At 65.1% G+C, this 25,767-nt stretch carries 30 protein-coding genes and 1 pseudogene; 20 read left to right on the top strand and 11 right to left on the bottom strand.

Annotated elements, in window-relative coordinates:
• Position 1 precedes the first annotated feature (1 nt).
• Both cobI and cobJ read left to right on the top strand, forming a co-directional pair.
• The gene (gene cobI / locus V2B31_RS01320; RefSeq protein WP_156415218.1) at positions 2 to 727 is read left to right on the top strand and encodes a precorrin-2 C(20)-methyltransferase; all 726 of its coding nucleotides are present in this window, start codon (positions 2 to 4) and stop codon (positions 725 to 727) included.
• Entirely contained in the window at positions 724 to 1,485 is a 762-nt protein-coding gene (cobJ, locus tag V2B31_RS01315) for a precorrin-3B C(17)-methyltransferase (RefSeq protein WP_062062716.1), read from the top strand. Before cobI ends, cobJ begins: the two co-directional genes overlap by 4 nt.
• Here the strand turns inward: cobJ and V2B31_RS01310 are convergent.
• Positions 1,449 to 2,222: a cobalt-precorrin-6A reductase gene (locus tag V2B31_RS01310; protein ID WP_062062719.1), complete on the bottom strand. Its 774-nt coding sequence runs from the start codon at positions 2,220 to 2,222 to the stop codon at positions 1,449 to 1,451. The genes cobJ and V2B31_RS01310 overlap by 37 nt on opposite strands.
• On the opposite strand from V2B31_RS01310, the gene cbiE reads away from it, so the two are divergent.
• Genes cbiE through cobU form a run of 15 tightly spaced genes read left to right on the top strand, consistent with a single transcriptional unit; the run spans position 2,221 to position 14,608 of the window.
• On the top strand, positions 2,221 to 3,441 hold the full coding sequence (gene cbiE / locus V2B31_RS01305; RefSeq protein ID WP_328274524.1) for a precorrin-6y C5,15-methyltransferase (decarboxylating) subunit CbiE: 1,221 nt from the start codon (positions 2,221 to 2,223) through the stop codon (positions 3,439 to 3,441). The two genes, V2B31_RS01310 and cbiE, sit on opposite strands and share 2 nt — an antisense overlap.
• Complete coding sequence (locus V2B31_RS01300) at positions 3,423 to 3,803, top strand: cobalamin biosynthesis protein (protein WP_328274523.1); 381 nt, start codon at positions 3,423 to 3,425, stop codon at positions 3,801 to 3,803. The genes cbiE and V2B31_RS01300 overlap by 19 nt, the downstream gene beginning before the upstream one ends.
• A complete protein-coding gene (gene cobM, locus V2B31_RS01295; protein WP_328274521.1) occupies positions 3,800 to 4,585 on the top strand; it encodes a precorrin-4 C(11)-methyltransferase in 786 nt (261 codons plus the stop codon). The genes V2B31_RS01300 and cobM overlap by 4 nt, the downstream gene beginning before the upstream one ends.
• Positions 4,582 to 5,925 (top strand): cobyrinate a,c-diamide synthase, encoded by a 1,344-nt coding sequence (locus V2B31_RS01290; protein ID WP_328274519.1) that lies wholly within the window; start codon positions 4,582 to 4,584, stop codon positions 5,923 to 5,925. The genes cobM and V2B31_RS01290 overlap by 4 nt, the downstream gene beginning before the upstream one ends.
• On the top strand, positions 5,922 to 6,686 hold the full coding sequence (cobF, locus tag V2B31_RS01285; protein ID WP_328274517.1) for a precorrin-6A synthase (deacetylating): 765 nt from the start codon (positions 5,922 to 5,924) through the stop codon (positions 6,684 to 6,686). The genes V2B31_RS01290 and cobF overlap by 4 nt, the downstream gene beginning before the upstream one ends.
• Entirely contained in the window at positions 6,676 to 7,302 is a 627-nt protein-coding gene (gene cobO, locus V2B31_RS01280) for a cob(I)yrinic acid a,c-diamide adenosyltransferase (protein WP_328274515.1), read from the top strand. Before cobF ends, cobO begins: the two co-directional genes overlap by 11 nt.
• Positions 7,299 to 7,946: a 5,6-dimethylbenzimidazole synthase gene (gene bluB, locus V2B31_RS01275; protein ID WP_328274596.1), complete on the top strand. Its 648-nt coding sequence runs from the start codon at positions 7,299 to 7,301 to the stop codon at positions 7,944 to 7,946. Before cobO ends, bluB begins: the two co-directional genes overlap by 4 nt.
• 25 nt (positions 7,947 to 7,971) lie before the next feature.
• Positions 7,972 to 8,379 (top strand): DUF1636 domain-containing protein, encoded by a 408-nt coding sequence (locus V2B31_RS01270; RefSeq protein WP_328274514.1) that lies wholly within the window; start codon positions 7,972 to 7,974, stop codon positions 8,377 to 8,379.
• Positions 8,376 to 9,392: a nicotinate-nucleotide--dimethylbenzimidazole phosphoribosyltransferase gene (cobT, locus tag V2B31_RS01265; protein WP_328274513.1), complete on the top strand. Its 1,017-nt coding sequence runs from the start codon at positions 8,376 to 8,378 to the stop codon at positions 9,390 to 9,392. The genes V2B31_RS01270 and cobT overlap by 4 nt, the downstream gene beginning before the upstream one ends.
• Positions 9,389 to 9,970: a histidine phosphatase family protein gene (locus tag V2B31_RS01260; RefSeq protein ID WP_328274512.1), complete on the top strand. Its 582-nt coding sequence runs from the start codon at positions 9,389 to 9,391 to the stop codon at positions 9,968 to 9,970. Before cobT ends, V2B31_RS01260 begins: the two co-directional genes overlap by 4 nt.
• Positions 9,967 to 10,695: an adenosylcobinamide-GDP ribazoletransferase gene (locus V2B31_RS01255; protein ID WP_328274511.1), complete on the top strand. Its 729-nt coding sequence runs from the start codon at positions 9,967 to 9,969 to the stop codon at positions 10,693 to 10,695. The genes V2B31_RS01260 and V2B31_RS01255 overlap by 4 nt, the downstream gene beginning before the upstream one ends.
• Positions 10,692 to 11,675: a threonine-phosphate decarboxylase CobD gene (gene cobD / locus V2B31_RS01250; protein ID WP_328274510.1), complete on the top strand. Its 984-nt coding sequence runs from the start codon at positions 10,692 to 10,694 to the stop codon at positions 11,673 to 11,675. Before V2B31_RS01255 ends, cobD begins: the two co-directional genes overlap by 4 nt.
• Positions 11,668 to 12,606, top strand: a complete 939-nt coding sequence (cbiB, locus tag V2B31_RS01245; protein ID WP_328274508.1) for an adenosylcobinamide-phosphate synthase CbiB — start codon at positions 11,668 to 11,670, stop codon at positions 12,604 to 12,606. The genes cobD and cbiB overlap by 8 nt, the downstream gene beginning before the upstream one ends.
• Positions 12,594 to 14,084, top strand: a complete 1,491-nt coding sequence (locus V2B31_RS01240) for a cobyric acid synthase (protein WP_328274506.1) — start codon at positions 12,594 to 12,596, stop codon at positions 14,082 to 14,084. The genes cbiB and V2B31_RS01240 overlap by 13 nt, the downstream gene beginning before the upstream one ends.
• Entirely contained in the window at positions 14,081 to 14,608 is a 528-nt protein-coding gene (gene cobU / locus V2B31_RS01235) for a bifunctional adenosylcobinamide kinase/adenosylcobinamide-phosphate guanylyltransferase (RefSeq protein ID WP_328274504.1), read from the top strand. The genes V2B31_RS01240 and cobU overlap by 4 nt, the downstream gene beginning before the upstream one ends.
• Before the next feature lie 42 nt (positions 14,609 to 14,650).
• Here cobU and V2B31_RS01230 read toward each other — a convergent pair whose 3' ends face one another.
• The 4 genes from V2B31_RS01230 to V2B31_RS01215 form a co-directional block, all read right to left on the bottom strand.
• Positions 14,651 to 14,974 carry a helix-turn-helix domain-containing transcriptional regulator gene (locus tag V2B31_RS01230; protein WP_328274502.1) on the bottom strand — a complete coding sequence of 108 codons (324 nt, stop codon included), beginning with the start codon at positions 14,972 to 14,974 and terminating at the stop codon, positions 14,651 to 14,653.
• 4 nt (positions 14,975 to 14,978) lie between these two features.
• Positions 14,979 to 15,317 carry a type II toxin-antitoxin system RelE/ParE family toxin gene (locus tag V2B31_RS01225; protein ID WP_062062765.1) on the bottom strand — a complete coding sequence of 113 codons (339 nt, stop codon included), beginning with the start codon at positions 15,315 to 15,317 and terminating at the stop codon, positions 14,979 to 14,981.
• A 55-nt stretch (positions 15,318 to 15,372) separates the two neighbouring features.
• Positions 15,373 to 16,641 carry a tyrosine-type recombinase/integrase gene (locus V2B31_RS01220; RefSeq protein ID WP_328274498.1) on the bottom strand — a complete coding sequence of 423 codons (1,269 nt, stop codon included), beginning with the start codon at positions 16,639 to 16,641 and terminating at the stop codon, positions 15,373 to 15,375.
• A gap of 332 nt (positions 16,642 to 16,973) precedes the next feature.
• Complete coding sequence (locus V2B31_RS01215; protein ID WP_328274594.1) at positions 16,974 to 18,074, bottom strand: TonB-dependent siderophore receptor; 1,101 nt, start codon at positions 18,072 to 18,074, stop codon at positions 16,974 to 16,976.
• A 101-nt stretch (positions 18,075 to 18,175) separates the two neighbouring features.
• Between V2B31_RS01215 and V2B31_RS01210 the strand changes: the two genes are divergently transcribed.
• The gene (locus V2B31_RS01210) at positions 18,176 to 19,315 is read left to right on the top strand and encodes an ISAs1 family transposase (protein WP_328274496.1); all 1,140 of its coding nucleotides are present in this window, start codon (positions 18,176 to 18,178) and stop codon (positions 19,313 to 19,315) included.
• On the opposite strand, the gene V2B31_RS01205 is transcribed toward V2B31_RS01210, so the two are convergent.
• The 5 genes from V2B31_RS01205 to phhA form a co-directional block, all read right to left on the bottom strand.
• A complete protein-coding gene (locus V2B31_RS01205; RefSeq protein ID WP_328274494.1) occupies positions 19,302 to 20,429 on the bottom strand; it encodes a TonB-dependent siderophore receptor in 1,128 nt (375 codons plus the stop codon). The two genes, V2B31_RS01210 and V2B31_RS01205, sit on opposite strands and share 14 nt — an antisense overlap.
• Before the next feature lie 299 nt (positions 20,430 to 20,728).
• Positions 20,729 to 21,736 carry a fumarylacetoacetate hydrolase family protein gene (locus V2B31_RS01200; RefSeq protein WP_328274492.1) on the bottom strand — a complete coding sequence of 336 codons (1,008 nt, stop codon included), beginning with the start codon at positions 21,734 to 21,736 and terminating at the stop codon, positions 20,729 to 20,731.
• Positions 21,733 to 22,278, bottom strand: coding sequence for a VOC family protein (locus V2B31_RS01195; RefSeq protein ID WP_328274490.1), 546 nt, complete (start codon positions 22,276 to 22,278; stop codon positions 21,733 to 21,735). The genes V2B31_RS01200 and V2B31_RS01195 overlap by 4 nt, the downstream gene beginning before the upstream one ends.
• Entirely contained in the window at positions 22,275 to 23,366 is a 1,092-nt protein-coding gene (hppD, locus tag V2B31_RS01190) for a 4-hydroxyphenylpyruvate dioxygenase (RefSeq protein ID WP_328274592.1), read from the bottom strand. The genes V2B31_RS01195 and hppD overlap by 4 nt, the downstream gene beginning before the upstream one ends.
• A gap of 55 nt (positions 23,367 to 23,421) precedes the next feature.
• Positions 23,422 to 24,279, bottom strand: coding sequence for a phenylalanine 4-monooxygenase (phhA, locus tag V2B31_RS01185; protein WP_328274488.1), 858 nt, complete (start codon positions 24,277 to 24,279; stop codon positions 23,422 to 23,424).
• Positions 24,280 to 24,416: 137 nt separating this feature from the next.
• Between phhA and V2B31_RS01180 the strand changes: the two genes are divergently transcribed.
• Together V2B31_RS01180 and V2B31_RS01175 are read left to right on the top strand one after the other, a co-directional pair.
• Positions 24,417 to 24,887, top strand: a complete 471-nt coding sequence (locus V2B31_RS01180) for an Lrp/AsnC family transcriptional regulator (protein ID WP_328274486.1) — start codon at positions 24,417 to 24,419, stop codon at positions 24,885 to 24,887.
• Between the two features lie 17 nt (positions 24,888 to 24,904).
• Positions 24,905 to 25,268: pseudogene (locus V2B31_RS01175) on the top strand (ATP-binding protein); the annotation flags it as partial.
• Here V2B31_RS01175 and V2B31_RS01170 read toward each other — a convergent pair.
• Positions 25,252 to 25,632 carry a helix-turn-helix domain-containing protein gene (locus tag V2B31_RS01170; protein ID WP_328274590.1) on the bottom strand — a complete coding sequence of 127 codons (381 nt, stop codon included), beginning with the start codon at positions 25,630 to 25,632 and terminating at the stop codon, positions 25,252 to 25,254. The pseudogene V2B31_RS01175 and the gene V2B31_RS01170 sit on opposite strands and share 17 nt — an antisense overlap.
• Between the last annotated feature and the right edge of the window lie 135 nt (positions 25,633 to 25,767).

Below are 25,767 nucleotides of genomic sequence, written 5' to 3'. Positions count from 1 at the left end.
CATGTCTTGCGGAACGATTCATGGCGTTGGTCTGGGCCCCGGCGCGCCCGATCTGCTGAGCGTGCGCGCCGACCGGCTGGTGCGCGGCGCCCGTCATGTCGCCTATTTCCGCAAGGTGGGGCGCCCGGGGCAGGCCCGGCGCATTGCCGAAGGAATGCTGCGCGCCGACGCGATCGAAATCCCGATGGAATACCCGGTGACGACCGAGATCCCGGTATCCGATCCGCGTTACAACGCCTGTCTGTCCGCCTTTTACGCCGAATGCACGGAGCGATTGGCCGAGCTGGCGCAGGCCGGCGAGGATGTCGTCGTCCTATGTGAAGGCGATCCGTTCTTCTACGGCTCGTTCATGCATCTTCATGCCCGTTTGGCGGGCATGGTCCCGGTGGCGGTGGTGCCGGGCATCACCGGCATGGCCGGAGCCTGGAACGCGACGGGTGTCCCCATTACCTGGGGCGACGACGTGCTGACGGTGGCGATGGCTACCCTTCCCGAGGAGGAACTGGCCCGGCGCATCCGTGACACCGATGCGCTGGTGGTTATGAAGATCGGCCGCAACCTGCCCAAACTGCGCCGCGCAGTGGCGACGGCAGGACGCGAGGACGCGGCCTGGCTGGTCGAACATGCCGCCATGCCCGGCCAGCGTGTCACCCGGCTCGTCGAAGCGACAAGCGTCACGCCTTATTTCTCGATCCTGCTGATCCATGGCCAGGGCCGCCGGCCATGAGCGGCTGGATTGCCATCGCCGGTCTGGGGCCGGGGGACGAGGCACTGGTCACGCCCGAAGTCACCACCGCTCTGGCCGGGGCGAGCGATGTCATCGGATATATCCCCTATGTCGCCCGTGTTGCTCCGCGCGAGGGGCTGACGCTTCACCCGTCTGACAACCGCGTGGAACTGGACCGGGCGGCCCATGCGCTCGAACTGGCGGCGCGGGGGCGGCACGTGGTCGTGGTGTCCTCCGGCGATCCTGGCGTTTTCGCGATGGCGGCAGCCGTCTTCGAGGCACTGGAGGCCGGTCCGACCAATTGGCGCGATATCGACATCCGGGTGCTGCCCGGCATTACCGCCATGCTGGCGGCCAGCGCCCGGGCGGGTGCGCCGCTGGGGCATGATTTCTGCGCCATCAATTTGTCGGACAACCTCAAGCCCTGGTCCCTGATCGAAAAGCGGTTGCGACTGGCGGCGGAGGCCGATTTCGCCATGGCTTTCTACAACCCGAGGTCGAAAGCGCGGCCGGAGGGTTTCGCGCGGGTGCTGGACCTGCTGCGCGGGGTGTGCGGCGATGATCGCCCGGTCCTGTTCGCGCGCGCCGTGTCGACGCCGGAAGAGCAATTGCGGATCGTGCCGTTGGGCCAGGCCACTGCCGACATGGCCGACATGCGCACCATGGTCATCGTCGGATCGAGCCTGACCCGCGTGATCGAACGGGCGATCGGCCCGATCCTCTATACGCCGCGTTCAGCGTCCGGGCCGGCATCGTGACCGAGTCCATGGACCAACCATGCGAGGACATCCTCAGGGCGAGAGACCTCTGTCCGGTCTGGAATGGCGGGGCGATCTATCATCAGCACCGGCAAGCCGAGTTGTCGCGCGGCGAGCACTTTGGCTTCGGCCCCCTGACCGCCGGAGTTCTTGCACACCACCAGGTCGATGGCATGGCGCTGCATCAGGTTGCTGTCCCCTACGACCGTGAAGGGACCGCGATCGACGATCAGGCTATGATGGGGAAGAGCGGGCGGGCGTTCCGGAGTGTCCACGAAGCGCAACAGATAATGGTGCTGCGGCTGGGCAGCGAACATTTCCACATGCATCCGCCCCAGCGCCAGCATGATGCGGCGGGCCGGCCCGTTCAGCGCCGCCACCGCGCCGTCGATGTCCGGAACATGCATCCAACTGTCACCGGTGACCGGCTCCCAGGCCGGACGGGTCAGCGCGACATGGGCGACGCCGGCCAGCCGGGCCGCATCCACGGCATGAACGCTCATCGTCGCGGCGAAGGGGTGTGTCGCGTCAACCAGATGGGTCACGCGATGGCGGCGCAGATAATCGGCCAGCCCCGTAACGCCGCCGAAGCCTCCGACACGCACCGGCACCGGCTGCGCGCGGGGAGTCTCCGTGCGGCCCGCATAGCTGAGCGTCGCCGCGACGCCCTGTGCCGCGAGCAGGCGGGCGAGGGCGCTCGCCTCGGTCGTGCCGCCCAGCAGGAGGACATTCGGCATGGCTGACGCGGCTCCCCAGTTTCGGCATAGGCCGTGGTTGACGATCATCGGCGTCGGCGAGGACGGGGCGGATGGCCTCGGCCCCGCTGCGCGCGCCGCGCTGGCTGAGGCCGAACTGGTCATGGGACCGGCCCGGCACCTCACTCTGCTGCCCGCGATTACCTGCCCCACCATCGAATGGCCAGTACCCTTCACCGACGGGATCGCGCCCCTGATGGAACATCGCGGGCGGCGCGTGGTGATGCTGGCTTCGGGAGATCCCTTCTGGTTCGGCGCGGGGACCAGCGTGACGCAGCTTCTCGATCCGGGCGAGTGGCTGGCGTATCCCGCGTCGTCGACTTTCGCCCTGGCCGCCGCGCGACTGGGTTGGCCCCTGCAGGAGACGCCCTGCCTCGGGCTCCATGCCGCACCGCTGGAACGGTTGAGGCCCCATCTCGTACCGGGTCGGCGTGTGCTGGCACTGCTGCGTGACGGCGAGGCGGTCACTACGCTAGCGCACTATCTGGTGCGGGAGGGCTTCGGCCCCTCGACGCTGCATGTGATGGAGGCGCTGGGCGGTCCGCGCGAACGCGTGCGCCGTGTACCCGCTGACGCGCTGGCATTGACCGACATCGTCCATCCGGTAGCGGTCGGGATCGACTGCGCCGGACAGGGCAGAACATTGCCCGTCACGGCGGGGCTACCGGATGACTGGTTTGCCTCCGACGGGCAGATCACCAAGCGCCCGGTCCGTGCGCTCACGCTGGCGGCGCTCGCCCCGCGTCCGGGCGAACTGCTGTGGGACATTGGCGCGGGGTCGGGATCGATCGGGATCGAATGGCTGCTGGCCCATCCGGCGAACCGGGCCTGCGCGGTCGAGGCCGATCCGGTGCGTGCTGATCGCGCGTGTGCCAACGCCGCCGCGTTGGGCGTTGATCGGCTGGAGGTCGTCGTCGGGATCGCCCCGGATGTCTTGCCGGGAGTGCCCCTGCCCGATGCCGTGTTCATCGGCGGTGGACTATCGGATGCCTTGCTGGAAACGCTGTGGGCGCGGTTGCCCGCCGGAACGCGGCTGGTCGCCAATGCAGTGACGCTGGAATCGGAAGCCTTGCTGACGCGTTGGCATGGTCAAAAAGGAGGCAGTCTCCTCCGCATCGAACTGGCCGACGCCGCGCCGCTGGGGAACCGGCATGGCTGGCGCGCACGCTATCCCGTGGTGCAATGGAGCGCGGTGCTGTGATCGTCGCGGGTTTCGGCTTTCGGTCGGGCGCCGGCCTGTCCTCGCTGCGTGGGGCTCTCGCCCGGGCGCAGCAGGGCCAACCTCCGGTCACGCATCTTGCCACGGTGCAGGACAAGGTTGCGGCGCTGGTTCCGCTCGCCGAAGCACTGGGCCTGCCGCTGACCGGCGTGGCGCCCGAGGCATTGGCCGCGGTCCCAACCGCCACGCGCTCCGTCGCCAGTCTGGCGGCGCGCGATGTCGGCAGCGTCGCGGAAGCGTCCGCCCTGGCGGGCGCTGGCGCGGGCGGGCGCCTGCTGGGGCCGCGCCACATCTCCCCCGATCGCATGGCGACCTGCGCCATCGCCCAAGGATCTTCGACATGACCGTCCATTTCATCGGTGCCGGCCCCGGCGCGCCCGACCTTCTGACCCTGCGCGGGCGCGATCTGATCGCGGATAGCCCGGTGTGCCTCTATGCCGGGTCGCTGATCCCGGCGGCGGTGCTCGAGCATTGTCCGCCCGGCGCCCGGATCGTCAACACAGCGCCGCTGGAACTGGATGAGATCATGGCCGAGATTGCGGCGGCTCATGCCGCTGGCCAGGACGTGGTGCGGCTCCATTCGGGCGATCTTTCGGTCTGGTCGGCGATGGGGGAGCAACTGCGCCGCCTGCGTGCGATGGATATTCCCTTCACGATCACGCCCGGCGTTCCTGCCTTCGCTGCCGCCGCCGCAGCGCTTGAAGCAGAACTGACCTTGCCGGAGCTGGCGCAATCGCTGGTGCTCACCCGTACACCTGGCCGCGCAAGCACCATGCCGCCAGCCGAAAGCCTCGCCAATTTCGCCGTCACCGGCGCGACGCTGGCCATTCACCTCTCGGTCCACAATCTAGCGCGCGTGGTGGCGGACCTGACCCCGGCCTATGGCGCGGATTGCCCCGTCGCCGTGGTCTGGCGAGCCAGCTGGCCCGACCAGCGGATCGTCCGCGCCACACTCGAAACCTGCGAGCAAGCCGTCGCGGGCAGCATGGAGCGCACCGCCCTGATCCTTGTTGGGCGCGTGCTGGCGGCCCAGGATTTTGCCGAAAGCAGCCTCTACGCACCCGGCTATGACCGCCGCTTCCGGCCCCAGGACGCCACTTCACGCTTTTCGGAGGTCTCCGAATGAGCGTGCGCAATTCGACTTTGGGCTTGATCATTGCCGCCCCGGCATCGGGGACAGGCAAGACCACCGTGATGCTGGGCCTACTCCGCGCGCTGAGCGAGGACGGATTGACGGTGCAGCCGTTCAAGAGTGGGCCGGACTATATCGATCCGGCCTTTCACCGTGCCGCCTGCGGCCGGGCTTCGTTCAACCTCGACAGCTGGGCGATGGACGGCGGGCTGCTCGACGCTATCGTGGCCGAGGCGGCAGGAGCGGACATGGTGCTCGCCGAAGGGTCGATGGGGCTCTACGATGGCGTTGCCAGCATGGGCGCCTCGGGCAATGGCGCCAGCGCCGACATGGCTCGCCGCATGGGCTGGCCCGTGGTGCTTGTGCTGGACGTGTCGGGCCAGGCGCAGTCCGCCGCCGCCACCGCGCTGGGGTTCAGGAGCCTGGATCCGCACGTGCCGTTCGCGGGGGTGATCCTCAACCGCGTGGCCAGTCCGCGCCATGAGCGGCTGGTGCGCAAGGGGCTGGAGACGGCCGGTATCCCCGTGCTGGGTGCGCTGCCCAGGCGGGGAGATCTGACCTTGCCCGAACGGCATCTGGGGCTGGTGCAGGCGGTCGAGCACCCGCACCTCGACCGGGCGATTGCCGACTATGCGGCGTTCCTTCGCGCCCATGCCGATCTCGATGCGATCCGCAGCGCGGCCGGCGGGAGTGCGCCGGCGGTCTTGTCCGGCGGCGGGCGGCTCCCTCTCCCTCCAGCCCAGCGCATCGCCATTGCCCGCGATGCCGCTTTTTCTTTTGTCTATCCACATCTGCTCGAAGGCTGGCGGCGCGCCGGGGCGGAGATATTGCCGTTTTCGCCGCTGGCGGATGAAGCGCCTGCGGCGCACGCGGATCTGGTCTGGCTCCCGGGCGGCTATCCGGAACTCCACGCCGGGACCATCGCCGCCGCGGAGAACTTCCTGTCCGGCCTGCGCCATCATGCCGAGACGCGGCCCGTCCATGGCGAGTGCGGCGGTTATATGGTGCTGGGCGAAGCGTTGGTCGACAAGAACGGCGAGCGGCACCGCATGGCGGGCCTGCTCGGGCTCGTCACCAGCCATGCCCAGCGCCGGATGCATCTCGGCTATCGTCATGCCGAGCTGCTGGCGCCGGTATCGGGCCTTGCCGCCGGGACAAGGCTGCGCGGCCACGAGTTCCACTATTCGACCATTGTCGAACAGACCGACGCGCCGCTTGCCCGCGTGACCGATGCCGACGGCTCGGAGGTCGCCGAAACCGGATCGCATCGCGGCCAGGTGACCGGAACCTATTTTCACCTGATCGCCCCCGTTTCGAGGGGAGAGTCTCAATGATCGACCTGCACCTCATTGGCATCGGCACGGGTAACCCCGACCACCTGACGGCCGAGGCGGTTCGGGCGATGAACAGCGCCGACCTCATCTTGCTGCCGCGCAAGGGTCGCGCCAAGTCCGACCTGATCGACCTGCGCCGCGCCATCTGTGCGGAGGCGCTGACCGGGCCCGTCCGGATCGTCGAGTTCGATCTGCCCGTTCGTGATGCGGATGCGGTCTATCTGGATGCCGTCAATGACTGGCACGCGGCCATAGCCGCCGCCTTGGCCACGCAGATCGCCATGCATCTGCCGGATGGCGGCAGGCTGGCGCTGCTCGTCTGGGGCGATCCCTCGCTCTACGACAGCAGCTTGCGGATCGCCGGACGGCTGAAGGACGGAGGCATGGATATTCGGGTCCGGGTCGTGCCCGGCATCACCAGTATCCAGGCGCTGACCGCGGCCCATGCCATACCATTGAACCCGCTGGCCGGGCCGGTGACGGTCACCACCGGACGGATGCTGCGCGCGCATGGCTGGCCCGATGGAGCGGACACGCTCGTCGTCATGCTCGACAGCGGCTGCGCCTTCGAGGTGCTGGAGCCGGAGGGCATCACCATCTGGTGGGGCGCATATCTGGGCATGGCTCAGGAAGCGCTGGACCAGGGGCCGCTGGCCGAAGCCGGCCCCAGGATCGCCGCGCACCGGGCCGAACTGCGCGAGCGCCACGGCTGGATCATGGATGTCTATCTCATGCGAAGGGAGCAAATCGATGGAAGCTGACAGCGAAGTGGAAGCGTTGGCCGGCGATGCCCGCCACGCCGAAAAGATGCGGAAGAAACAAGCGGCGCAGGCCAAGATCATGGCCAACAAGACCCGCGAACAGGGTTTGCTGATCGTTCATACCGGCAAGGGCAAGGGCAAGACCAGCGCGGCGCTCGGCATGGTGATCCGCGCGATCGGCCATGGCATGAAGGTGGGCGTGGTCCAATTCGTCAAGGGCGCGATGTCGACGGGCGAAAAGACCGTGTTCGACGCCTTTCCTGGCAATGTCGAATTTAAGCCGATGGGCGAGGGTTTCACCTGGGACACACAGGATCGTGCGCGTGACATCGGGGCGGCGCGCGCCGCGCTCGATGAGGTCCGGCGCATGATTGCGGACCCGGCCTACCACATGGTGCTGGCCGATGAGCTGAATATCGCCCTGCGCTATGAGTATCTGCCGCTCGACGAAGTTCTCAGCGTTCTGACCACGCGCGACGAGATGAAGCATGTCATCGTTACCGGCCGCAACGCGCCCGAGGCGCTGATCGAGGCGGCCGACCTCGTCACCGAGATGACCATGGTCAAGCACCCCTTCCGCTCTGGGGTCAAGGCGCAGAAGGGGATCGAATTCTGAGCGAGGCCCCCCCTCTGTTCGATGCGGAATTCGCGGCGGGTTTCACGCAATTGCTGCGCTGGCGCCGCGATGTCCGGCATTTCGATTGCCGCACCGTGGCGGAGGAGGACATGCGCGCGCTGCTGGCCTGCGCCTCTTTCGCGCCGTCGGTCGGCAATGCGCAGCCGTGGCGCTTCGTGCGCCTGCGCTCGCCCGGTATTCGCGATGCGCTCGCCGCCCATGTCGATACGCAGGGCGCGCGCGCTGCGGAGCGCTACGCCGGGCAGGCCCGGTACGATCACTATGTTTCGCTCAAGCTGCACGGTTTGCGCGAGGCTCCCGAACTGCTGACGGTGTTCTGTGACGAACGAACTGGCGCCGGGCACGGCCTCGGCATTGCCACCATGCCCGAGATGCTCCGCTACTCCTGTGTGCTGGCGATCCACAATCTGTGGCTGGCCGCGCGCCTGCGGGGCATTGGCCTCGGCTGGGTGTCGATCCTCGATCCGCGGACCGTCCAGGCCCTGCTGGACGTGCCCGCCGAATGGTCGCTGATCGCGCTGCTGTGCATCGGCTACCCGGCAGCAGAATCCGACACACCCGAACTGGAACGGCGCGGATGGCAGTCCCGCGAACCGTGGAGCGACCGGGTGTTCGAGCGATGACCCCCTACCGAAGGACAAGAAGACCATGCTGAAACAAGTGGAGGATGGCCCCGCCATCGTGGCCTGCAATACCTGCCGTCACAGCGCGGACGCGCGGGAGGATGACACCGGGATGCGCGGCGGCGCGCAAATGGTGGCGGCGCTGCGCTCGGTCCAGGAAAGCGACGCGCGCTATGCCGGGGTCGCCGTGCAGGAAATGCCCTGCCTGTTCGCCTGCACCGACTTTTGTACCGTTCACCTGCGCGCGCCGGGCAAGGTCGGCTATGTGCTGGGCCGGTTCACGCCGAACGAGGAGGCCGCCACCGCCATTCTCGATTATGCCGTCCACTATGCTGCCAGCGAGCATGGCCGGGTGCCGTTCAAGCAATGGCCGCAAGGCGTGAAGGGCCATTTCCTCACCCGCACCCCGCCGCCGGGCTTTGTCGCCGAGTGAGCGGGTTCGCCTCCTCTGCCGCCTTCGAAGCGGCGCTTGAGTGTTTGCCCATGGCCGATGCGGACGCCGTCGGTGCCGCCCGCGCACGGCAGGCCAGCCTGACCAAGCCGGCGGGATCGCTCGGGCGGCTGGAAGAGATCGCCGTCTTTCTTGCCGGGTGGCAGGATACTCCGCGGCCTGTGATCGAGCAGGCACGCGCGGCGATCTTCGCGGGAAATCACGGCTTCGTCGTCCACGGCGTCAGCGCCTTTCCGGCCAGCGTGACGGCGGCCATGGTCGGCAATTTTTCCGCGGGCGGCGCGGCGATCAACGCGCTGGCAGCGGCCGCCGGGCTCGACCTCGAGGTGGTCGCGCTCGATCTCGATCGGCCCACCGCGGACTTCACCATCGCCCCGGCCATGGACGAAGCGGTATGCCTTGCCGCGCTGTCCACCGGGGCTGCGGTAATCAGGCCCGGTCTCGATCTGCTGGTCGTGGGTGAAATGGGCATCGGCAATTCGACCGCCGCCGCCGCGCTCTGCGCGCGCAGCTATGGCGGTACGCCCGCGCAATGGGTCGGGCCGGGAACGGGGGTCGATGCGGACGGCATCGCGCGCAAGGTGGCGGTGGTGGAACGGGCCCTGGCCTTTCATGACGCCGCGCCGCGCACGCCCTTCGAAACCCTGCGGCGGCTGGGCGGCCGGGAGACCGCGGCGATCGCCGGAGCCGTGCTGGAGGCCCGCCGCCAGCGCGTGCCCGTGGTGCTCGATGGTTTCATCAGTTGCTCCGCCATCGCACCCCTGGCCGCAGCCGTTCCGGCGATCACCGATCATTGCCTGGCGGGCCATTGTTCCGCCGAGCCGGGGCATATCCGCCTGCTGGGGCATTTGGGCCTTGATCCCTTGCTTTCGCTCGGCATGCGCTTGGGGGAAGGCAGCGGCGCGGCGGTGGCCGTGTCGGTGATCCGCGCAGCGCTGGCCGCGCACAACGGCATGGCGACATTCGCCGAGGCCGGGGTGGCAGACAGCCTGTGAGCGGTTTTGCGCTTCATCTCCTGCGTCATGGCGAGCCGGAAGGCGCGGGGCGGCTGATCGGCCGTACCGACGCCCTGTCCACGGCCGCTGGTATCTCGGCTTGTGTCGATCAAGCGCGGGATCTGGGGCCGGAGGTGCTGATCGCCTCCGATCTATCCCGTGCGCGGTTGGCGGGTGAGGCGATCGGACTTGCAATGGGCGTGCCACTGTCCATCGATCCGCGCTGGCGCGAGCTGGATTTTGGAGCATGGGACGGACTGGCGCTCGCCGCCGTCGATGGCGCGGCATTGGCGCGTTTCTGGGACGATCCCGATGTTCATGCACCGCCGGGAGGAGAATGCTGGTCGGCGCTGGTGCATCGCGTGTCGGGCGCCATTAGCGATCTGGCGGCAACGCCCACGCTGATTGTCACTCACGCCGGCGCGATGCGGGCGGCGCTGGCGGTGCTTTGCGGGTTCGACGTCCGCCAGACTTGGGCGATCGATCTGCCGTACAACTGCCTGCTGTCGCTGCGCGTCTGGCCCGGGGACGGACTTGGCCAACGGCCCACGGCCCAGATCGCGGGGCTCTATCCGTGAAGGGCTTCATCATCGCCCTGCAATTCCTGACGCGCCTGCCGACGCCTGCGATCGTCGTTGACGATGCCGCGTTTGCCCGGTCCATGCGCTGGTTTCCTGCCGCGGGGCTGGTGATCGGTGCGCTGGTTGCGGGAGCCGCATGGGCTGGAGGGCTGGTCGATAGCCGGCTCGGTGCGCTGGCCGCACTGATTGTCTGGGTGGGCGTGACCGGAGCCTTGCACCTCGACGGCTTGTCCGACCTAGCCGATGCCAGCGGAGCGGCGCACAAGGATCGCGAACGGCTTCTCACTGTTCTGGCCGATCCGCACGTCGGCAGTTTTGGCGTTGTAGCGATTGTTCTGCAACTCCTGAGCAAGTTGGTGCTGTTGCATATGCTGGTCGAGGCGCGTGCGTTCGTCCCGCTCGTGCTTGTGCCTTTCGCCGCGCGCATCGGCCCGCTCGTCTGGACTTGGTGGCTCATGCCGCTGCACCAGGGGCTGGCTGCCAGATTCCGATCCACCGTCGGTCCGGTCGAGTTGATGGCGTGGGCCGCCGCGCTGCTGGCGGCGTCATGGTCCTATGCGGCGTTTCTGGTCACGCCATTGCTGGTCCTGTGGTGGGGCTGGCAGGTGCGCCGGACGGTCGGCGGGATATCCGGCGATGGCCACGGCGCAGGCATCGAATTGATCGAAACCGCGCTGCTGCTGACCCTGGTAGTCACCGCCCCATGGACCCCTGGGCCATGACCGGCTTCAGCTTTCATGGCGGCAGGCTTGCCGATGCCAAGGCGCATTTCGGCATGGGCGATGCGCCCTGGATCGACCTTTCGACAGGCATCAATCCGCATGGCTGGCCGGGGGCTGGCGACCTGGCGATGGACTGGCAGGCGCTTCCCGATCCGGGCGCGCTGGACGATCTGGAAGCCGCTGCCGCCGCCTGTTTCGGCACCGACCGGGCCCATGTCTGTGCCGTGCCCGGCACGGAGATCGGTCTGCGGATGCTGGGCGACATTCTGCCGGGACCGGCCATCCATGCCCAGCCCAGCTATCGCACCCATGGCGAGATGTTACCCCATAGCCGCCCTGTAGCGCTGTCCGATCAGACGGGGGCGGAGGAGGCGACCATTGTCCTTGCCAACCCCAACAACCCCGATGGACGGATCACCCCGGCCGCCGCACTGCTGGGTTGGCTGGAGGCACGGCAAGGTAGCGCGTCCTGGCTTGTGGTGGATGAAGCCTTTGTCGATGCCACTCCCGAGATCAGCCTTGCCGCCCATGTGCATGACGGGCAGCGGCTGATCGTCTTTCGATCCTTCGGCAAATTCTTCGGGCTGGCGGGGGTGCGGCTCGGCTTTGTGATGGGACCGCGAGCATTGATCGCGCAATATCGCCGGAGGCTCGGCAGTTGGCCGCTCTCGGCGGCGGCGCTGGCCATTGGAACGGCGGCCTATCGGGACGCGGATTGGTGCGCCTCCATGCGGATTTGCTTGCGCGAGCAGGCAGAGGCGCTGGATGCGGTTCTGGCCCGGCGCGGCTTCAAGGCGATGGGCGCCTGCCCCTTGTTCCGGCTGATCGAGGCAGCCGATGCCGCCGCCCTGTTCGAACGTCTCGCGCGGCAGGCGATCCTGACGCGGCCGTTCGATTATGCTCCCCGCTGGCTCCGGCTGGGCCTGCCCGCCAACCGCGAGGTGCTGGACCGCCTCGATCGGGCGCTGGCCGATGGCTGATCCGGTCGCCTTGCTGGCTCTGGCGCTCGATGCGGCGGTGGGCTGGCCGCAGTCGCTGTATCGCCGGATCGGTCATCCGGTGGGCGTCTTTGCCCGGATCATCGACTTGGCGGAGAGGCGATGGAATGATCACTCGCGTTCCGATGGACAGCGGCGAATGGCCGGGGTGACCACCGTGCTGATCCTCCTGGCTATCGCGGGCGGAGCGGGCTGGGTTCTGCAGAGTCTGTTCGCGGCTATGGCCGGGGCTTGGGCCTGGCCGTTGATCGCGCTCCTGGCCTGGCCGGGTCTGGCGCAGCGCAGCCTTCACGACCATGTCCGCCCGGTTGCCGAGGCGCTGGAGCGACAGGATATTCCCGCTGCGCGCGCCGCGGTGGGCATGATCGTAGGCCGTGATACATCGGATCTTGATGAAGCGGGCGTCGCTCGCGCGGCAATCGAGAGCCTGGCGGAAAGCTTTTGCGATGGGGTGGCGGCGCCGCTCTTCTGGCTGCTGCTTCTCGGTTTGCCCGGCATCTGGGTCTACAAGGCGATCAACACCGCCGACAGCATGATCGGGCATCGCGAGGAGCGATGGCGCGCTTTCGGTTGGGCCGCGGCGCGCAGCGACGATGCGATGAATCTTGCACCGGCGCGTCTCGCCGGGTTGCTGATCTGCCTGTGCGGCGGAGGTGGTTGGCGGATCATGTGGCGCGACGCGGCCAACCATGCCTCACCCAATGCGGGTTGGCCCGAGGCGGCGATGGCCGGTGTGCTGAGGCTGCGACTGGCGGGGTCGATCGCCTATGACGGCATTCTTTCACATAAGCCCTGGATCGGCGAGGGCGATCGCGCTGCCGGGGCAGAGGATATTCGGCGTGGGCTGAGCATCTATCGCCGGGCTTGCCTGTGTCTGTGGTTCATGGCGGGGGGCGTGGCATGGGCGCTGTAATGCTTCAGGGCACCGGCTCCGACGTCGGCAAATCCGTGCTGGTGGCGGGGCTGTGCCGCGCGCTGGTAAAACGCGGGCTTAGGGTCCTGCCGTTCAAGCCGCAGAACATGTCCAACAATGCGGCCGTCACCAGCGACGGCGGCGAGATCGGGCGGGCGCAGGCTTTGCAGGCGATCGCCTGCAAGGTCGAACCGCATACCGACATGAACCCCGTGCTGTTGAAGCCGCAGGCCGACCGCACGTCGCAACTGATCGTGCATGGCCAGGTGCGCGGCATCTTGGGCGCGGGCAATTTCCGACAGGCACGTGGGAGCCTGCTCGGCGAAGTGATGGCCAGTTACGATCGGCTCCGCCGGGCTTGCGATATTGTCGTGGTCGAGGGCGCGGGCTCTCCGGCGGAAATCAACCTGCGCGCCGGCGACATCGCCAACATGGGATTTGCGCGGGAGGCGGGTGTGCCCGTCGTCCTAGTCGGCGATATCGATCGCGGCGGGGTCATCGCCGCCATCGTCGGCACCAGAACGATCATCGACCCAGCCGACGCGGCGATGATCGAGGGCTTCATCATCAACAAGTTCCGGGGCGATCCCGCCCTGTTCACCGATGGCTACGCCCAAATCGAGAGCCTGTCGGGCTGGCGTGGATTCGGCGTTGTTCCTTGGTTGAATGCAACCGCCCGGCTGCCCAGTGAGGATGCCGTGGTGCTGGAGCGTAGCAGGATGCGCGCGGGGGGCAGCAAGCTGATCGCTTGCCCGATCCTGCCGCGCATCTCCAATTTCGATGATCTGGATCCGCTGAAACTCGAATCTGGTGTCGAACTGCGAATGGTCCCTCCCGGCCGGCTGATCCCGGCAGAGGCCGCGCTCATCATCCTGCCCGGATCGAAGGCAACCATCGCCGACTTGGCGGCGCTGCGCGGCGAAGGCTGGGACATCGATATTCTCGGGCATCATCGGCGCGGTGGGCTGATTCTGGGGCTTTGTGGGGGTTATCAGATGCTCGGCAAAAGCATCGCCGACCCCAATGGGCTGGAAGGACCGGCCTGCGTCGTAAATGGCCTTGGTCTGCTTGATGTCGAAACGACTTTGCACGCGCACAAGGAGCTGCGCCCGGTCAGCGGCATGGCCATGGGTGCGCCTTTTGAGGGGTATGAAATGCATATGGGCCAGACTAGCGGACCGGATACGAAGCGGCCCTTCGCCATGCTCTCCGATGGTCGCCGCGATGGCGCGGCAAACGCGGCGGGGACAGTGTTCGGTTCCTATGTCCATGGCCTTCTGGCCGATGCAAGGCTTCGCCACGCGCTTCTGTCGCGCATGGCTGTCGAAGCCGGGGGGGGTGTGGACTATGGTGTCTCTATCGAACTGGCGCTGGATGAGATCGCATTCGCGCTGGAGGAGCATCTCGATATCGATGCGCTCATGGTGCTGGCCAAGGCGAAGCGATCCACCTCAGGCCTGGCGGGATTCAGGACATGAGCAATGCCTTTTCTCACCTGCTGGTGCTGGGCGGCGCGCGTTCGGGGAAGAGCCGCTTTGCCCAAGGGCGGGCCGAAGCCCTGACGGGTAAGCTGGTCTATCTGGCGACGGGCCAAGCCTTCGATGAGGAGATGCGCGAGCGGATCGCCCTGCACCGGGCCGATCGCGGCCCGCGCTGGTCGACTGTCGAGGCGCCGCTAGATCTGGCGGAGACGATCACGGCATGCAGCACGCCGAAAACGGTAGTGCTGGTAGATTGCCTGACGCTCTGGGCGTCGAACCTGATGCTGGCAGAGCGGGATGCCGCTGCGGCCACCGAAGGGCTGATCCACGCGGTTTCAGCCGCGCGGGGGCCGGTCATTCTGGTCGCCAATGAAGTGGGGCTCGGCATTGTGCCAGACAACGCGCTTGCCCGAAGATTCCGTGATGTTGCGGGCAGGATCAATCAGGTTATGGCGGCAGCGACTGACGAGGTCGTTATGATGTTTGCTGGTCTGCCTTTGGCGCTCAAGTCCAAAGGATGAATGGCGTTCAGGTGACTGCCCAGGCAAGGCTTTTGGCGTTCTCTATGCAGCCTCGACCGCATGAGCCTCGAACGCCACGCCAAGGCGTTTGCGGACAGCGCCGAAGATTGCCGCAAGATTGTCCATACTCGGATTCCCCTTTTCCGAAAGCATCCGGTGCAGGCTCTTGCTCGGACGGTTGGTTTCCGTCGCCAGTTCCTCGAAGCCGACCGAGGCATTGACCAGATCGCGCAGGATCAGCCGCGCAACGTGCGGTTCCCCATTGAGGAACGCGGTCGCCGCTTCATCGAGCATGGCCTTGGCGAAGGCGGGATCGCCCGTCGCACGTTCCTTCACCGTCTCCTTGAAGTCGCGGGTCAGCACCATCTTGTCACTTCCTGTCTTTCCTGGCCGCCGCCTTGCGGGCCTTGTATTCGCTCAGCAGCCCGCCGGCCCGATCGATGTCGGACTGCTGCCGCTTCTTCGTTCCGCCCACGAACAGGATGATGAGTTCATCCCCATCCTGGGCAAGATAGAGCCGGTAGCCCGGTCCCCAATCGATCCGGTATTCCCCGAGTCCGCCGCCGATCCATTTGACGTTCGAAAGATTGCCCAGCTCCATCCGGACGATGGCAGTCGCCACCTTGGCCGAAGCCTGGGAATCGAGATCGTCGAACCATGATCGGAACGGGCTGGAGCCGTCCTCGCGAATATACTCCTGAACAATCAACTCACGCCCTTTCGGGTAACATATACGTTACCAATTGTCCAGTGATGACCCTCGATCAGGCGACCAGGCGCATACGGTCCAACTTGGCCGCGCCCTGCGCGAGCAAGCGGGCGATCTCGTCCGATGTGCGTCGGACGGCGAGCTTCAAGGCTTCGTCGATATGGATGTAGTCCTGCGTCACATTCTGCGATGCATGGCCTAGCATCGCCCGGATCGTCAGTTCCGAGAAGCCGAGTTCGCCGGCGATGCTACCAAAGGTATGCCGCAAGGTATGGGGCGTGACACCGGCGAGGCCGGCGAGCTGGCAAACCCGCTTGAGGCAGGCGCTGACCGCCGTGTACGGACCATCTGCCGCCGTCGATGGAAACACGTGGGGATTGCCCGCGATCTCCGCTTGCGCGACGACGACCTTGATCGCTTCCGGCCCAATCGCGCGAATCTGTGCATCGCCCTTGGTATCCGGGAAAGCGACGAAGCCGCCCATCGGATTGACCCATGTGCGATGCATCGCCTGCGCCTCCTCACGGCGATAGCCTGTTAGAAGGAGCGTGCGGATCACCGCGAGCGCGGTGGGATTTTCGCCATTGTGCTCGGCATAGGCCATCGCCTTGCCCAGCGCTTCGATCTCGGCAACGCTGAGGCGGCGCGTTCTCTTCTTCCCAGCCAGCTTCTTCGCCCCCTTGGTCGGATGTTCGGCGAGAAGCCCTTTGTGCTTGGCATGTCCAAGAATCGCCTGGAGGGTGCCCACGCAGCGCGCCGCCACGCCGGGGCCGCCGGTGGCCTTGCCGCCGCGGCCTCCCGTCCGTGCCTTCTCGGTTTTCCCATTCATGACATCGGTCTGCATCGCCTCGACATCGGCAATGGTCAGATGCCGCGCGATCCGCTTGCCAAGCAGCGGCTTGATGTGCGTCCTGATCCGGCTCTCGTCCATGTCGAGCGATGACCCTTTGATCGGCCGGTTCTTGCGTCCGAGGATACGGCCGGCCCGTGCCTCGGTCAGATACCAGTCGCAAAGTTCGGCGACATTCATCTCATTGCGGGCGCGGCGCGCTTCTTCCGCTGGATCTTCACCAGCGGCAACCGCCCCGAGCTTGATCTTGGCTAGATCGCGCGCCTGCTCGACTGTGAGGACACCGAAACGCCCAATCTTGATGCGGCGCAGGCGCCCCTCTGTGTTCGCATATTGGATCACGAAGGTCTTCGCGCCCGTGGTGCCGACCCGGACTCCGAAGCCCTTGATCTCGGTGTCCCAGATGAAGTCCTGGCCCGCCTTCGGGGGGACGAGTGCGTCAACCGTCCGCTTATTCAGCTTGGCTTGCGCCATCGTGAAGCTCCTCCAATTTATTACGCGGGCTCCAGTCCGACCCAAAAGTAATAGGGACGTAATAGAAATGAGCCGTTTCGCAGCGCATTGGAGGATAAGGCCGCGCAGCGCAAAATCAATATCTATTTGAAATATATTAGCAAATCGTACAGTCGAAAACTGTGGCGTAGGCGGATATCGAAGTTGCCAAGGTTGGGGTCGAGGGTTCGAATCCCTTCGCCCGCTCCAGTTTTTGCCAATTCGCCGCCTTTTTGTTATCAGCGCCCAGGTCTGCGGATGAGAGGAAGAGTCCGGCGACCAAGCCGTGAAGCCGGACCCGCCCATGCGCATCGCTACCAGCGCATAGAAATGGCGCCGGTCACACGCCTTGGGGCGCCCGGAGCAATGTTCTGCGGCCTGTTCTGGCTGCCGAGATAATAGACCTCATCGAAGATATTCTCCACAAAGACCCGCATCTCGAGATTCTGCCAGCGATAGGCCGCACCGGTATCCACGCGGGTAAATGCCGGCAGGACGAAATTATTGGCATTGTTGCCATATCGGCTGCCCTGCCGGATCAGCCCGAGGTTGAAACGGAGCCCCTCCGCGCCCAAAGCAGCCGCATCCCAGTCGAGTCTGACAAAGCCTTGAAATTCGGGCGTGTTGTAGAAGCGGTTGTTAAACTGTGCGCCTGGGCCGCCAGTCGCGTCGAGGGTCAGGATGCGGCTGTCGAGATAGGCGCCCCCGGCAAGAATGCTAAGCCCGGCGCCCGGCCGCACGGTGATGTCGAACTCCGCACCGCGCACGCGAACCTTGCCGACATTGATTACGAAGCTCTCTCCGGCCCGATTGTCCGGGTCGTTCACCCCCTGATTGTCCTGTGTGATCTCGAACATGGAGAACGAACCGTTGAGCCAGTTGCCAAGATCAACGGCGCGGATGCCGCCTTCGAACGACGTCGCTTCAAGGGCCGGTATCACAGTTCCCGTGGAGCGGATGATGCCCGACTGTGGGATCTCCGATCGGCTCGCGCCGAAGAAGAGGATCAGCGAGGGTGTCAGATCGAACGACAGGCCCGATCGCCAGCTCAGAGCGCTGTTTTTAACGGTCGAACGTGTGGTGGGGGTATTGCGGCTTACATTTTCGGTGTAATCGTCGATATTGGAATAGTCGTCCCTGCGTACACCAGCAAAGACCCGCAGCCGGTCGTTCCACCGCAGATTGCCGCCGGAAAACCAGGCCGACTCCGTGGTATCGGTGACACCCAAGAAGTCGCGTCCCATCATGTCCACTGTGCCCAGCACGGTCGGGGCCGTGCGATATGCCGGCGTGAAGGCGTCGATGTCCCAGCGTGTTTGTCCGTCCCGCCCGCGTTGGCGGAAGTCCACCTTGCTTCGGACATAGCCCGCTCGCGCTGCGAGAACGACGTCGCCCAGCGTTATCTCGCCGTCAATATCTCCTTGGACGATCAGCAGGGCGATCGGGTGAAGGAAGTAGGTGACAAAGCGCTGAAGTGCTGAATCAGTGCGGTTCCTCTGAATGAGGAGCGCTGAGGATGAGAGATTGCGACCGGAGTGGTTCTGGATTTTTTGAGGAAGCCGGTGTTCTTCTGGGATATTTTGAGGGTCTTCCGGACGGGCGCCAGGCCGGCAAAGTCCGGTACCCGCTGACCGAGATATTGCTGCTGTGCCTGCTGGCGGTGTTGTCGGGGGCGGAAACGTTCACCGACATCGCGAATTTCGGCCATCGCAAGCTGAGCTTTTTGCGCCGGTTTCGGCCGTTTGCGGAAGGGACGCCGTCCCATGACCATCTCGGTGACATCCTCGCCACGCTCGATGCCGAGGCGTTTCAGCGCTGTTTTGTTGCCTGGGTCGCGTCGCTGACCGGCGTGGCGGCCGAGGTGGTGGCGATCGATGGCAAGACCGTGCGTGGGTCCAAGGGCGCCAAGGCGGCCATCCATATGGTCTCGGCGTTCGCCGCGCGCCAACGTCTGGTGCTGGGCCAGGTCAAGGTCGGCGAGAAAGCCAATGAGATCGTCGCGATCCCCCATCTGCTCAAGATGCTGGAGATCGAAGAGGCGATCGTGACCATCGACGCCATCGGCTGTCAGCGTGGCATCGCCCGGCAAATCATCGATCAGAAGGCCGATTATGTCCTCGCGCTCAAGGGCAACCAGACTACACTCCACGACGAGGTCAGGCTGTTCGTCACCGAACAGAAAGCCAGGCATTTCGCCGACACGACGATCAGCCGGCTGCAGACGGTGGATGGCGATCACGGCCGGATCGAAACCCGCGTCGCCACCGTCATCCATGATGTCGAGTGGCTCCAGGAACGCCATCAGTGGCCTGCGCTCAAGTCCGTCATCATCATCGATGCCATGCGGGAAATCGGCACCAGGGCCGAGCGGGAAACCCGCCTATACATCAGCTCTCTCGAACTGCCGGCCGACAGGCTGGGGCCGATCGTCCGCAGTCACTGGGCCGTCGAAAATAGTCTGCACTGGGTCATGGACATGGTGTTCCGCGACGACGAATGCCGGGTCAGAACCGAAAACGCACCCGCCAACTTCACCACCATCAAACACATCGCAAACAATCTGCTGCGCTTGCCCAACACCAAGGATTCGCTGCGCTCAAGACGAAAAATCGCCGCATGGGACGACAACTTCCTCGCAAGCCTCATCTCAGTTTAAAACCTTCGCCCGATTCCCCTGGGACGATCAGGCCGGTACGGCTGCCGTCGAACGCGGCGAATTCCCGCCTGACCGTCCGAGAAACTCCGTTCCAGCGATTGGTCCCGGGGGCGTACAGGCTGTTCAGGTTCGGGTTGCGGGCGCCACGGCTGGCGAAATCGTCTATATTGCCTTCGGCGGCGAGATTGAAGCGCAGCCCGTCCACAAGGATTTGCTGCCAGTAGAGAGCGCCCCGATAGATATGGGAGGTCAGGCTGTCGGAAGGTTCGTGGAAGCTGCGGTTGCGGGGCGCGAAATTGCCGTCGAACCCGGCGTCCGCCGGCGGATTTTCAAGGTAGAAAGTCCCTCGATCATAGGGCTGGTCGCGGAAGAGATAGGCGAACTCCACCAGCAGCGAGCTTCCTCCGCCATAGGTCCAGCGCAGGCTTGGCGCCGCGGAGAAGCGCCGCGTGTCGAGCGTATCGCGAAACGATCCGGCATCTTCCCAATTGACGATCATCCGCCCTGCAAGGTCGGGCGTCATCGCCCCCGTTACGTCCATGGTCGCGGTGTAGGTGTCGAAGCTGCCCGCTGCTACCCGAGCCGTCGCCGCGAAGCGATCTTGCGGCTTTTTCGTGATATAGTTGATCAGACCGCCAGGATCGGTAACGCCGAACTCCAGCCCTGCCGGTCCCTTTACGATTTCGATACGCTCGATGAGCGCAAGGTCCGTGGACATATTGTCGAAGTTCGCGGGCCGACGCAGCCCATTGACTGACGGGACGCGGCTCGTCTGGAAGCCGCGGATGGTCAGAACATCACCGGTCGCGCCATTCGCCTCCGTCGCAGTGACGCCAGGAACGTAGACCAGCACGTCGCGCAGCCGCAGCGCTGCCGTGTCCTCGATCAACGCAGAGGGGACGGTATTGACGACCAGCGGCGCGCTTTCCAGCGGGACACCGAAGGTCAAGACCGTGTCCCCCAATTCGCGCCCAGTAACCAGGATCGTCTCGGCCGCGTTTGCGCCCGTCTCGTCCGCGACAGTCGCGTCCGCAACTATACTTCCTTCCGCCATTCCCCAGGCGGGTGTTGCAGCACTGCCGAGCAGAACTGCTATCATGGCCATTTTGCGCATTGCCTATCCCCTTCGCTTGCTCGAAGACGCTAATGATAAGCAGTCGCAGATATGTCAATGGCGATCTGGTTCGGGCATCCGCGTAACGACGGTCTGAATATGGCCCCTTGGCGCTGCCGGCCGCGACACATCGGAGTTTGCCGCGCCGGCAGGCGAGCCTTGATGTCCATTCGCTGCCATGTTGGCGATCAGGCGTCCTGCCCCCATCCTCCTATACCGTGCGATGCGCCGTGAGACCGGGCACGTCGATCATCGCCGCGGCGGTTCGTCGCGGCCGTCTGGAAGATAGGGCGGCATCGTCAGATAGGCTCGACGCGCTGGTCGATGGCACCGAACAGGGAAGCGCCCGACCTATCCTCCATCCAGATTCGGACCTTGTCGCCGTGCCTGAGAAACGGCGTCACCGGCGCGCCATCGCGGATCGTCTCGACCATGCGCAGTTCGGCGATGCAGCTATACCCCATGCCTCCGTCCGCGACGGGCCGGCCAGGGCCGCCGTCCGCGTCGCGGTTGGAGACGGTGCCTGACCCCACGATCGTACCGGCCCCCAGCGAACGGGTCTTGGCCAGATGCGCGATCAGCGTGCCGAAATCGAAGGTCATATCGACACCCGAATCGGCGCGGCCGAAGGCCTGGCCGTTCAGATCAACGTTGAGAGCGCCATGCAGCCTTCCGTCCCGCCACCGATCGCCCAGCGCGTCGGGCGTCACGAACACGGGCGACAGCGCGCTTGCCGGCTTGGACTGGTAGAAGCCGAAGCCCTTGGCGAGTTCACCCGGAATAAGATTGCGGAGCGACACGTCGTTGACGAGGCCGATAAGCCGGATGAAGCCACGCGCTAGTTCCGGCGTGACCCCCTGCGGCACGTCGTCGATGACGACGACGACCTCTGCTTCCATGTCGCAGCCCCATCCCTCGTCGGCGAGCGGGATGGCGTCATACGGTCCCAGGAATCGGTCGGAGCCGCCCTGATAGACCAGCGGATCGTGCCAGAAGCTCTCCGGCAGTTCCGCCCCGCGCGCCCGGCGCACCAGTTCGACATGGTTCACATAGGCCGAACCGTCCGCCCACTGATAAGCACGCGGCAAAGGCGCGGCGAGCGCAGCGGCATCAAGCGGCTGACCGGCAATCGCACCCGTCGCCAGATCATCCGCCAAAGCCGCGAGTTTCGGCTCAATGACCGACCAGTCGTCCAGCGCCGCCTGCAATGTGCGCGCAACCGCCCCCGCCTCGACATAGGTGGAAAGATCGTCGGACACGACGATCAGGCGACCGTCCCGGCCCTGCTTCAGGCTGGCGAGTTTCATGCGTTGGGATCCTTGTGCAGCCATTCGGCATGACGGGGTGCGCGCTTGGTCTGGCTCCATTCGTCCAGCATCAGCGGCGCGACGCGCTTCAATTCGGCATATTGCTCGGGTGTCCCGATGTTGCAGGCCAGTTCCACCCGATGGCCGTTGGGATCGAAAAAATAGATCGATCGGAACACGCCGTGAAAGGTCGGGCCGAGCACGTCGATGCCCTGCGCCTCGACATGCGCCTTGGCGGCGAGCAGGGCGGCCTCATCCTCCACCTCGAAGGCGAGATGCTGGACCCAGGCCGGCGTGTTGGGGTCGCGCCCCATCGCGGGCTGGTTCGGCAGCTCGAAAAAGGCCAGCACGTTGCCGCCACCACAATCGAGAAAGACGTGCATATAGGGGTCGTCCTCCCCGGTGGAGGGCACCTTGTCCTCGGCGAAAGCGGTGGTGTAGGTCATGCCGAGCACGCGGCTATACCATTCCACCGTCTCCTTCGCGTCAGCGCAGCGATAGGCGACATGGTGGATGCGCTTGAGTTCAGGCGCCTGCGTCATGCCGGCTCTCCGACATGGAGCGCGCCGCGCTGCATCTGGTCGCGCTCGATGCTCTGGAACAGCGCGGTGAAATTGCCTTCGCCGAAACCCTCGTCCTTCTTGCGCTGGATGAACTCGAAGAAGACCGGGCCGATCTGCGGCTGCGCGAAGATCTGGAGCAGCAGGCGCGGGTCGCCGTCCTGAGTCGATCCGTCGAGCAGGATACCGCGCGCCTGGAGTTCGCCCACCGGCTCGCCATGGCCGGGCAGCCGCTCGTCCAGCATCTCATAATAGGTGGCGGGCGGCGCGGCCATCAATGGCACGTCCAGCGCCTTGAGCCTGTCCCAGGCGGCGATAAGGTCGTCGCACAGCAAAGCGATATGCTGGATGCCCTCGCCATTATACTCGCGCAGAAACTCCTCGATCTGGCCGCCGCCCGCCTTGCCTTCCTCGTTCAGCGGGATGCGAATCTTGCCGTCGGGCGCGGTCATCGCCTTGCTGGTGAGGCCGGTATATTCGCCCTTGATGTCGAAATAGCGGATTTCGCGGAAGCCGAAGACACGCTCGTAAAAGCGCGCCCAATGGGCCATGCGGCCGCCATAGACATTGTGGGTCAGGTGATCGATGATTTTGAAGCCAGCGCCTTCCGGGTGCCGGTCCACGCCCGGCTCGTAGATGAAATCAATGTCATAGATCGACAGGCCGCCATCCTCATTCTCATAGCGGTCGATGAGGTAGATGATCGACCCGCCGATGCCGCGCACGGCGGGTAGGCGCAGCTCCATCGGGCCGGTGCGCACTTCGACCGGTTCCGCGCCGCGTTCGATAGCGAGGGCATAGGCTTTGGCCGCATCCCTGACCCGCCATCCCATGCCGCAGGCCGAGGCGCCATGTTCGGCGGCGAAATAGGCGGCGGGGCTGCGCGGCTCGTAATTGGCGATGAGGTTGATGCCGCCCTGCCGCCACAGCTGCACGTCCTTGGACCGGTGGCGGGCGATCAGGGTAAAGCCCATGGCGGCGAAGGCGGGTTCCAGCAGGCCTTTTTCCGGCGCGCTGAATTCCACGAACTCAAATCCGTCAAGGCCGATGGAATTGTCGAACAGGCTCATCTTGTCTTCCTCTCTCACTCTCGTCTGCCGTCGCTGCACGTCGTCGCTCGCAATGTCAGTGCGCCATGCTGCGGGCGCGGCCCTGGGTTCCTGCATGGATGACGATATCGGTCGGGAGCAGGGTGCCGACATCTATGGGTTGCCGGCCGCGCACCCGCTCGTAGATCGGACCCAGATCGGCGTCGCGCGTCTGCTTCAGCAGTTCGTCGAAGCTGTCGATGACGAAATAATTCTGCTGATAATCGTCGATCCGGTAGCGCGAGCGCATGACCCGCTCGAGGTCAAAACCGATGCGGTGGGGCGATGGATCGTCGAGGGCGAACAGGCTTTCACTATAGGACGACACGATGCCCGCGCCGTAGAGCTTGAGGTCGCCGCCGTCCCGGATCAGCCCGAATTCCACCGTGTACCAGTAAAGGCGGGCCAGCGCCTCGATCATGCCGAGCCTGGCGGCACGCAGGCCGCCCTCTCCATAGGCCTGCATATAGTCGGCGAAGACCGGGTGCGCCAGCAGCGGGACATGGCCGAACACATCGTGGAAGATGTCGGGCTCCTGCAGATAGTCGAGCTGCGCCGGCGTGCGGATGAAGCGCCCGGCAACGAAGCGGCGATTGGCGAGATGCTCAAAGAAAATCTCGTCGGGCACGAGGCCTGGCACCGCCACGACCTGCCATCCCGTCGCTTGTGAGAGGCGCTCGTTCAACTCGTCAAAGTCGGGGATGCCGGGCTTCGACATGCGCAGCACGTTCAGCCCCTCCATGAAGGCGGGAACCACGCGGGTCGGCAACATGGCGGCCTGACGCGCGAACATATGATCCCATAGCGCATGATCTTGCGCGGTATAGGACGCCCAGTCCTGGGGGATGGTCCAGTCCGGGGCGGCTCCCGGCGGCGGTGAGTCGGCGTTGCCCATGACTATAATATATCGGCTGCGCGAGAAAATACGTTTCAATTCCAGCCAATTTCGCGAGTATAATGCAACATATCGATCAGAAGGTCGCCGATGGAGATAGACATTCGCCAACCTTCCAGGAATGCGGGGAGCGCGCCATGAATTCCGAGCGCAAGATCGATGCGATCGATCGCAAGCTACTGCACGAATTGCAGCGTGATGCGTCCATCAGCCATGCCGAACTGGCCGAACGGGTCGGCGCCTCGACAGCGTCCTGCTGGCGCCGCATGCGCGCGCTGGAGGCCGACGGCATCCTCGGCCGCCAGGTTCGCCTGGTCGATGCGGCGCGCCTTGGCCGGGGGGTCAATGTCATCTGCCACATCAAGATCAAGAACCATCTGATCGAAACGACAGAGGCGTTCGAGAGCTTCATCGCCGCGCGGGACGAGATCATCGAATGCTATTCCATGTCCGGCGACTGGGACTATCTGCTGCGCATCCTGGTTGCGGATGTGGAGGACTATAATCGCTTCCTGATGCGAACCGTGCTGCGCCACCCGTCCGTCGCCACCGGTTCTTCGCACTTCGCGCTGTCACAGGTCAAATATACGACAGCGGTGCCGATCTGAAGCGTCGAAAGACGTGGCTGGTGACACGCCTCGAAGAGGAGAACCGGATCGGCAAGGGCGGGACCCTGGCGGGACAGCTCTCGCGGCTCGACCTGGTGGTGCTCGATGATCTCGGATATCTGCCGTTCGCGCGCTCTGGTGGCCAGTTGGCTCGGCGGGCCATCAGTCCCCCGGACTGATGGCTGATCCGCCTCTCTCCACCTGATCAGCAAGCTCTACGAACGCACTAGCGTCGTCATCACGACCAACCTCGCCTTCGGCGAATGGCCTACCATGTTCGGGGATCCCAAGATGACCACCGCCTTGCTCGACCGCGTTACGCATCATTGCGATATCGTCGAGACCGGCAATGACAGCTGGCGCTTCAAAAACCGCAGTTAACCGCCACTCTCACCCTAGCTTCAGAACGGACTTGCGCTGGGTGCGCCTCCGGCCGGGCTACGCCCGACCTCCACCGCACCCAGCGCAGGGCGCTCCCCACAACCGTTTGCCTAATCTCGAAAAGGGGGTCCCTCTTCGACGCCGATACGGGGTCCCGTTTGCGCGCCGTTTGACACTGTTCGGACCATATTCCGACCCGATAGTCCAGTAGCTGATCACCATAATGTTCCCGCAGGCGAGCGAGCATGCCGCTGACTGAGGATTGGCTCAGGTGTAGCTTCTGAGCGGCGACAGACACATTCCACTCGGCCAGTAGAACCTGGAGCGCGACGAGTAAATTGAGGTTTAAACCGTGCAACCGCATCACCGAGAACTCCGGGATATCACAAGAATTAGCGTAACCATCGAGCAATTATGTTATAAATCCACTCAGTTATGAAGGCGTTCCTGCATTCTGGCGTCTGCTACTGATCTGCCGCGGATGAGCTTACTCGTCTTA

It is taken from the genome of Sphingobium sp. (assembly GCF_036170395.1).
In the GTDB taxonomy this organism is placed as follows: domain Bacteria; phylum Pseudomonadota; class Alphaproteobacteria; order Sphingomonadales; family Sphingomonadaceae; genus Sphingobium.
This window is presented reverse-complemented; position numbering and strand designations above follow the sequence as displayed.

Bases quoted from the DNA above. Each gene is read 5' to 3' on its own strand.
- cobJ (WP_062062716.1), top strand. From the start codon at position 724: ATGAGCGGCTGGATTGCCATCGCCGGTCTGGGGCCGGGGGACGAGGCA.
- cobO (WP_328274515.1), top strand. From the start codon at position 6,676: ATGGAAGCTGACAGCGAAGTGGAAGCGTTGGCCGGCGATGCCCGCCAC.
- cobM (WP_328274521.1), top strand. From the start codon at position 3,800: ATGACCGTCCATTTCATCGGTGCCGGCCCCGGCGCGCCCGACCTTCTG.
- cobF (WP_328274517.1), top strand. From the start codon at position 5,922: ATGATCGACCTGCACCTCATTGGCATCGGCACGGGTAACCCCGACCAC.
- V2B31_RS01230 (WP_328274502.1), bottom strand. From the start codon at position 14,974: ATGGTGCTGACCCGCGACTTCAAGGAGACGGTGAAGGAACGTGCGACG.
- hppD (WP_328274592.1), bottom strand. From the start codon at position 23,366: ATGAGCCTGTTCGACAATTCCATCGGCCTTGACGGATTTGAGTTCGTG.
- V2B31_RS01180 (WP_328274486.1), top strand. From the start codon at position 24,417: ATGAATTCCGAGCGCAAGATCGATGCGATCGATCGCAAGCTACTGCAC.
- V2B31_RS01310 (WP_062062719.1), bottom strand. From the start codon at position 2,222: ATGCCGAATGTCCTCCTGCTGGGCGGCACGACCGAGGCGAGCGCCCTC.
- cbiB (WP_328274508.1), top strand. From the start codon at position 11,668: ATGGCTGATCCGGTCGCCTTGCTGGCTCTGGCGCTCGATGCGGCGGTG.
- cobD (WP_328274510.1), top strand. From the start codon at position 10,692: ATGACCGGCTTCAGCTTTCATGGCGGCAGGCTTGCCGATGCCAAGGCG.
- V2B31_RS01300 (WP_328274523.1), top strand. From the start codon at position 3,423: ATGGAGCGCGGTGCTGTGATCGTCGCGGGTTTCGGCTTTCGGTCGGGC.
- V2B31_RS01290 (WP_328274519.1), top strand. From the start codon at position 4,582: ATGAGCGTGCGCAATTCGACTTTGGGCTTGATCATTGCCGCCCCGGCA.
- V2B31_RS01170 (WP_328274590.1), bottom strand. From the start codon at position 25,632: ATGCGGTTGCACGGTTTAAACCTCAATTTACTCGTCGCGCTCCAGGTT.
- V2B31_RS01220 (WP_328274498.1), bottom strand. From the start codon at position 16,641: ATGGCGCAAGCCAAGCTGAATAAGCGGACGGTTGACGCACTCGTCCCC.
- V2B31_RS01205 (WP_328274494.1), bottom strand. From the start codon at position 20,429: ATGCGCAAAATGGCCATGATAGCAGTTCTGCTCGGCAGTGCTGCAACA.
- V2B31_RS01210 (WP_328274496.1), top strand. From the start codon at position 18,176: ATGAGAGATTGCGACCGGAGTGGTTCTGGATTTTTTGAGGAAGCCGGT.
- cobI (WP_156415218.1), top strand. From the start codon at position 2: ATGTCTTGCGGAACGATTCATGGCGTTGGTCTGGGCCCCGGCGCGCCC.
- V2B31_RS01270 (WP_328274514.1), top strand. From the start codon at position 7,972: ATGCTGAAACAAGTGGAGGATGGCCCCGCCATCGTGGCCTGCAATACC.
- cbiE (WP_328274524.1), top strand. From the start codon at position 2,221: ATGGCTGACGCGGCTCCCCAGTTTCGGCATAGGCCGTGGTTGACGATC.
- cobU (WP_328274504.1), top strand. From the start codon at position 14,081: ATGAGCAATGCCTTTTCTCACCTGCTGGTGCTGGGCGGCGCGCGTTCG.
- V2B31_RS01200 (WP_328274492.1), bottom strand. From the start codon at position 21,736: ATGAAACTCGCCAGCCTGAAGCAGGGCCGGGACGGTCGCCTGATCGTC.
- phhA (WP_328274488.1), bottom strand. From the start codon at position 24,279: ATGGGCAACGCCGACTCACCGCCGCCGGGAGCCGCCCCGGACTGGACC.
- V2B31_RS01195 (WP_328274490.1), bottom strand. From the start codon at position 22,278: ATGACGCAGGCGCCTGAACTCAAGCGCATCCACCATGTCGCCTATCGC.
- V2B31_RS01240 (WP_328274506.1), top strand. From the start codon at position 12,594: ATGGGCGCTGTAATGCTTCAGGGCACCGGCTCCGACGTCGGCAAATCC.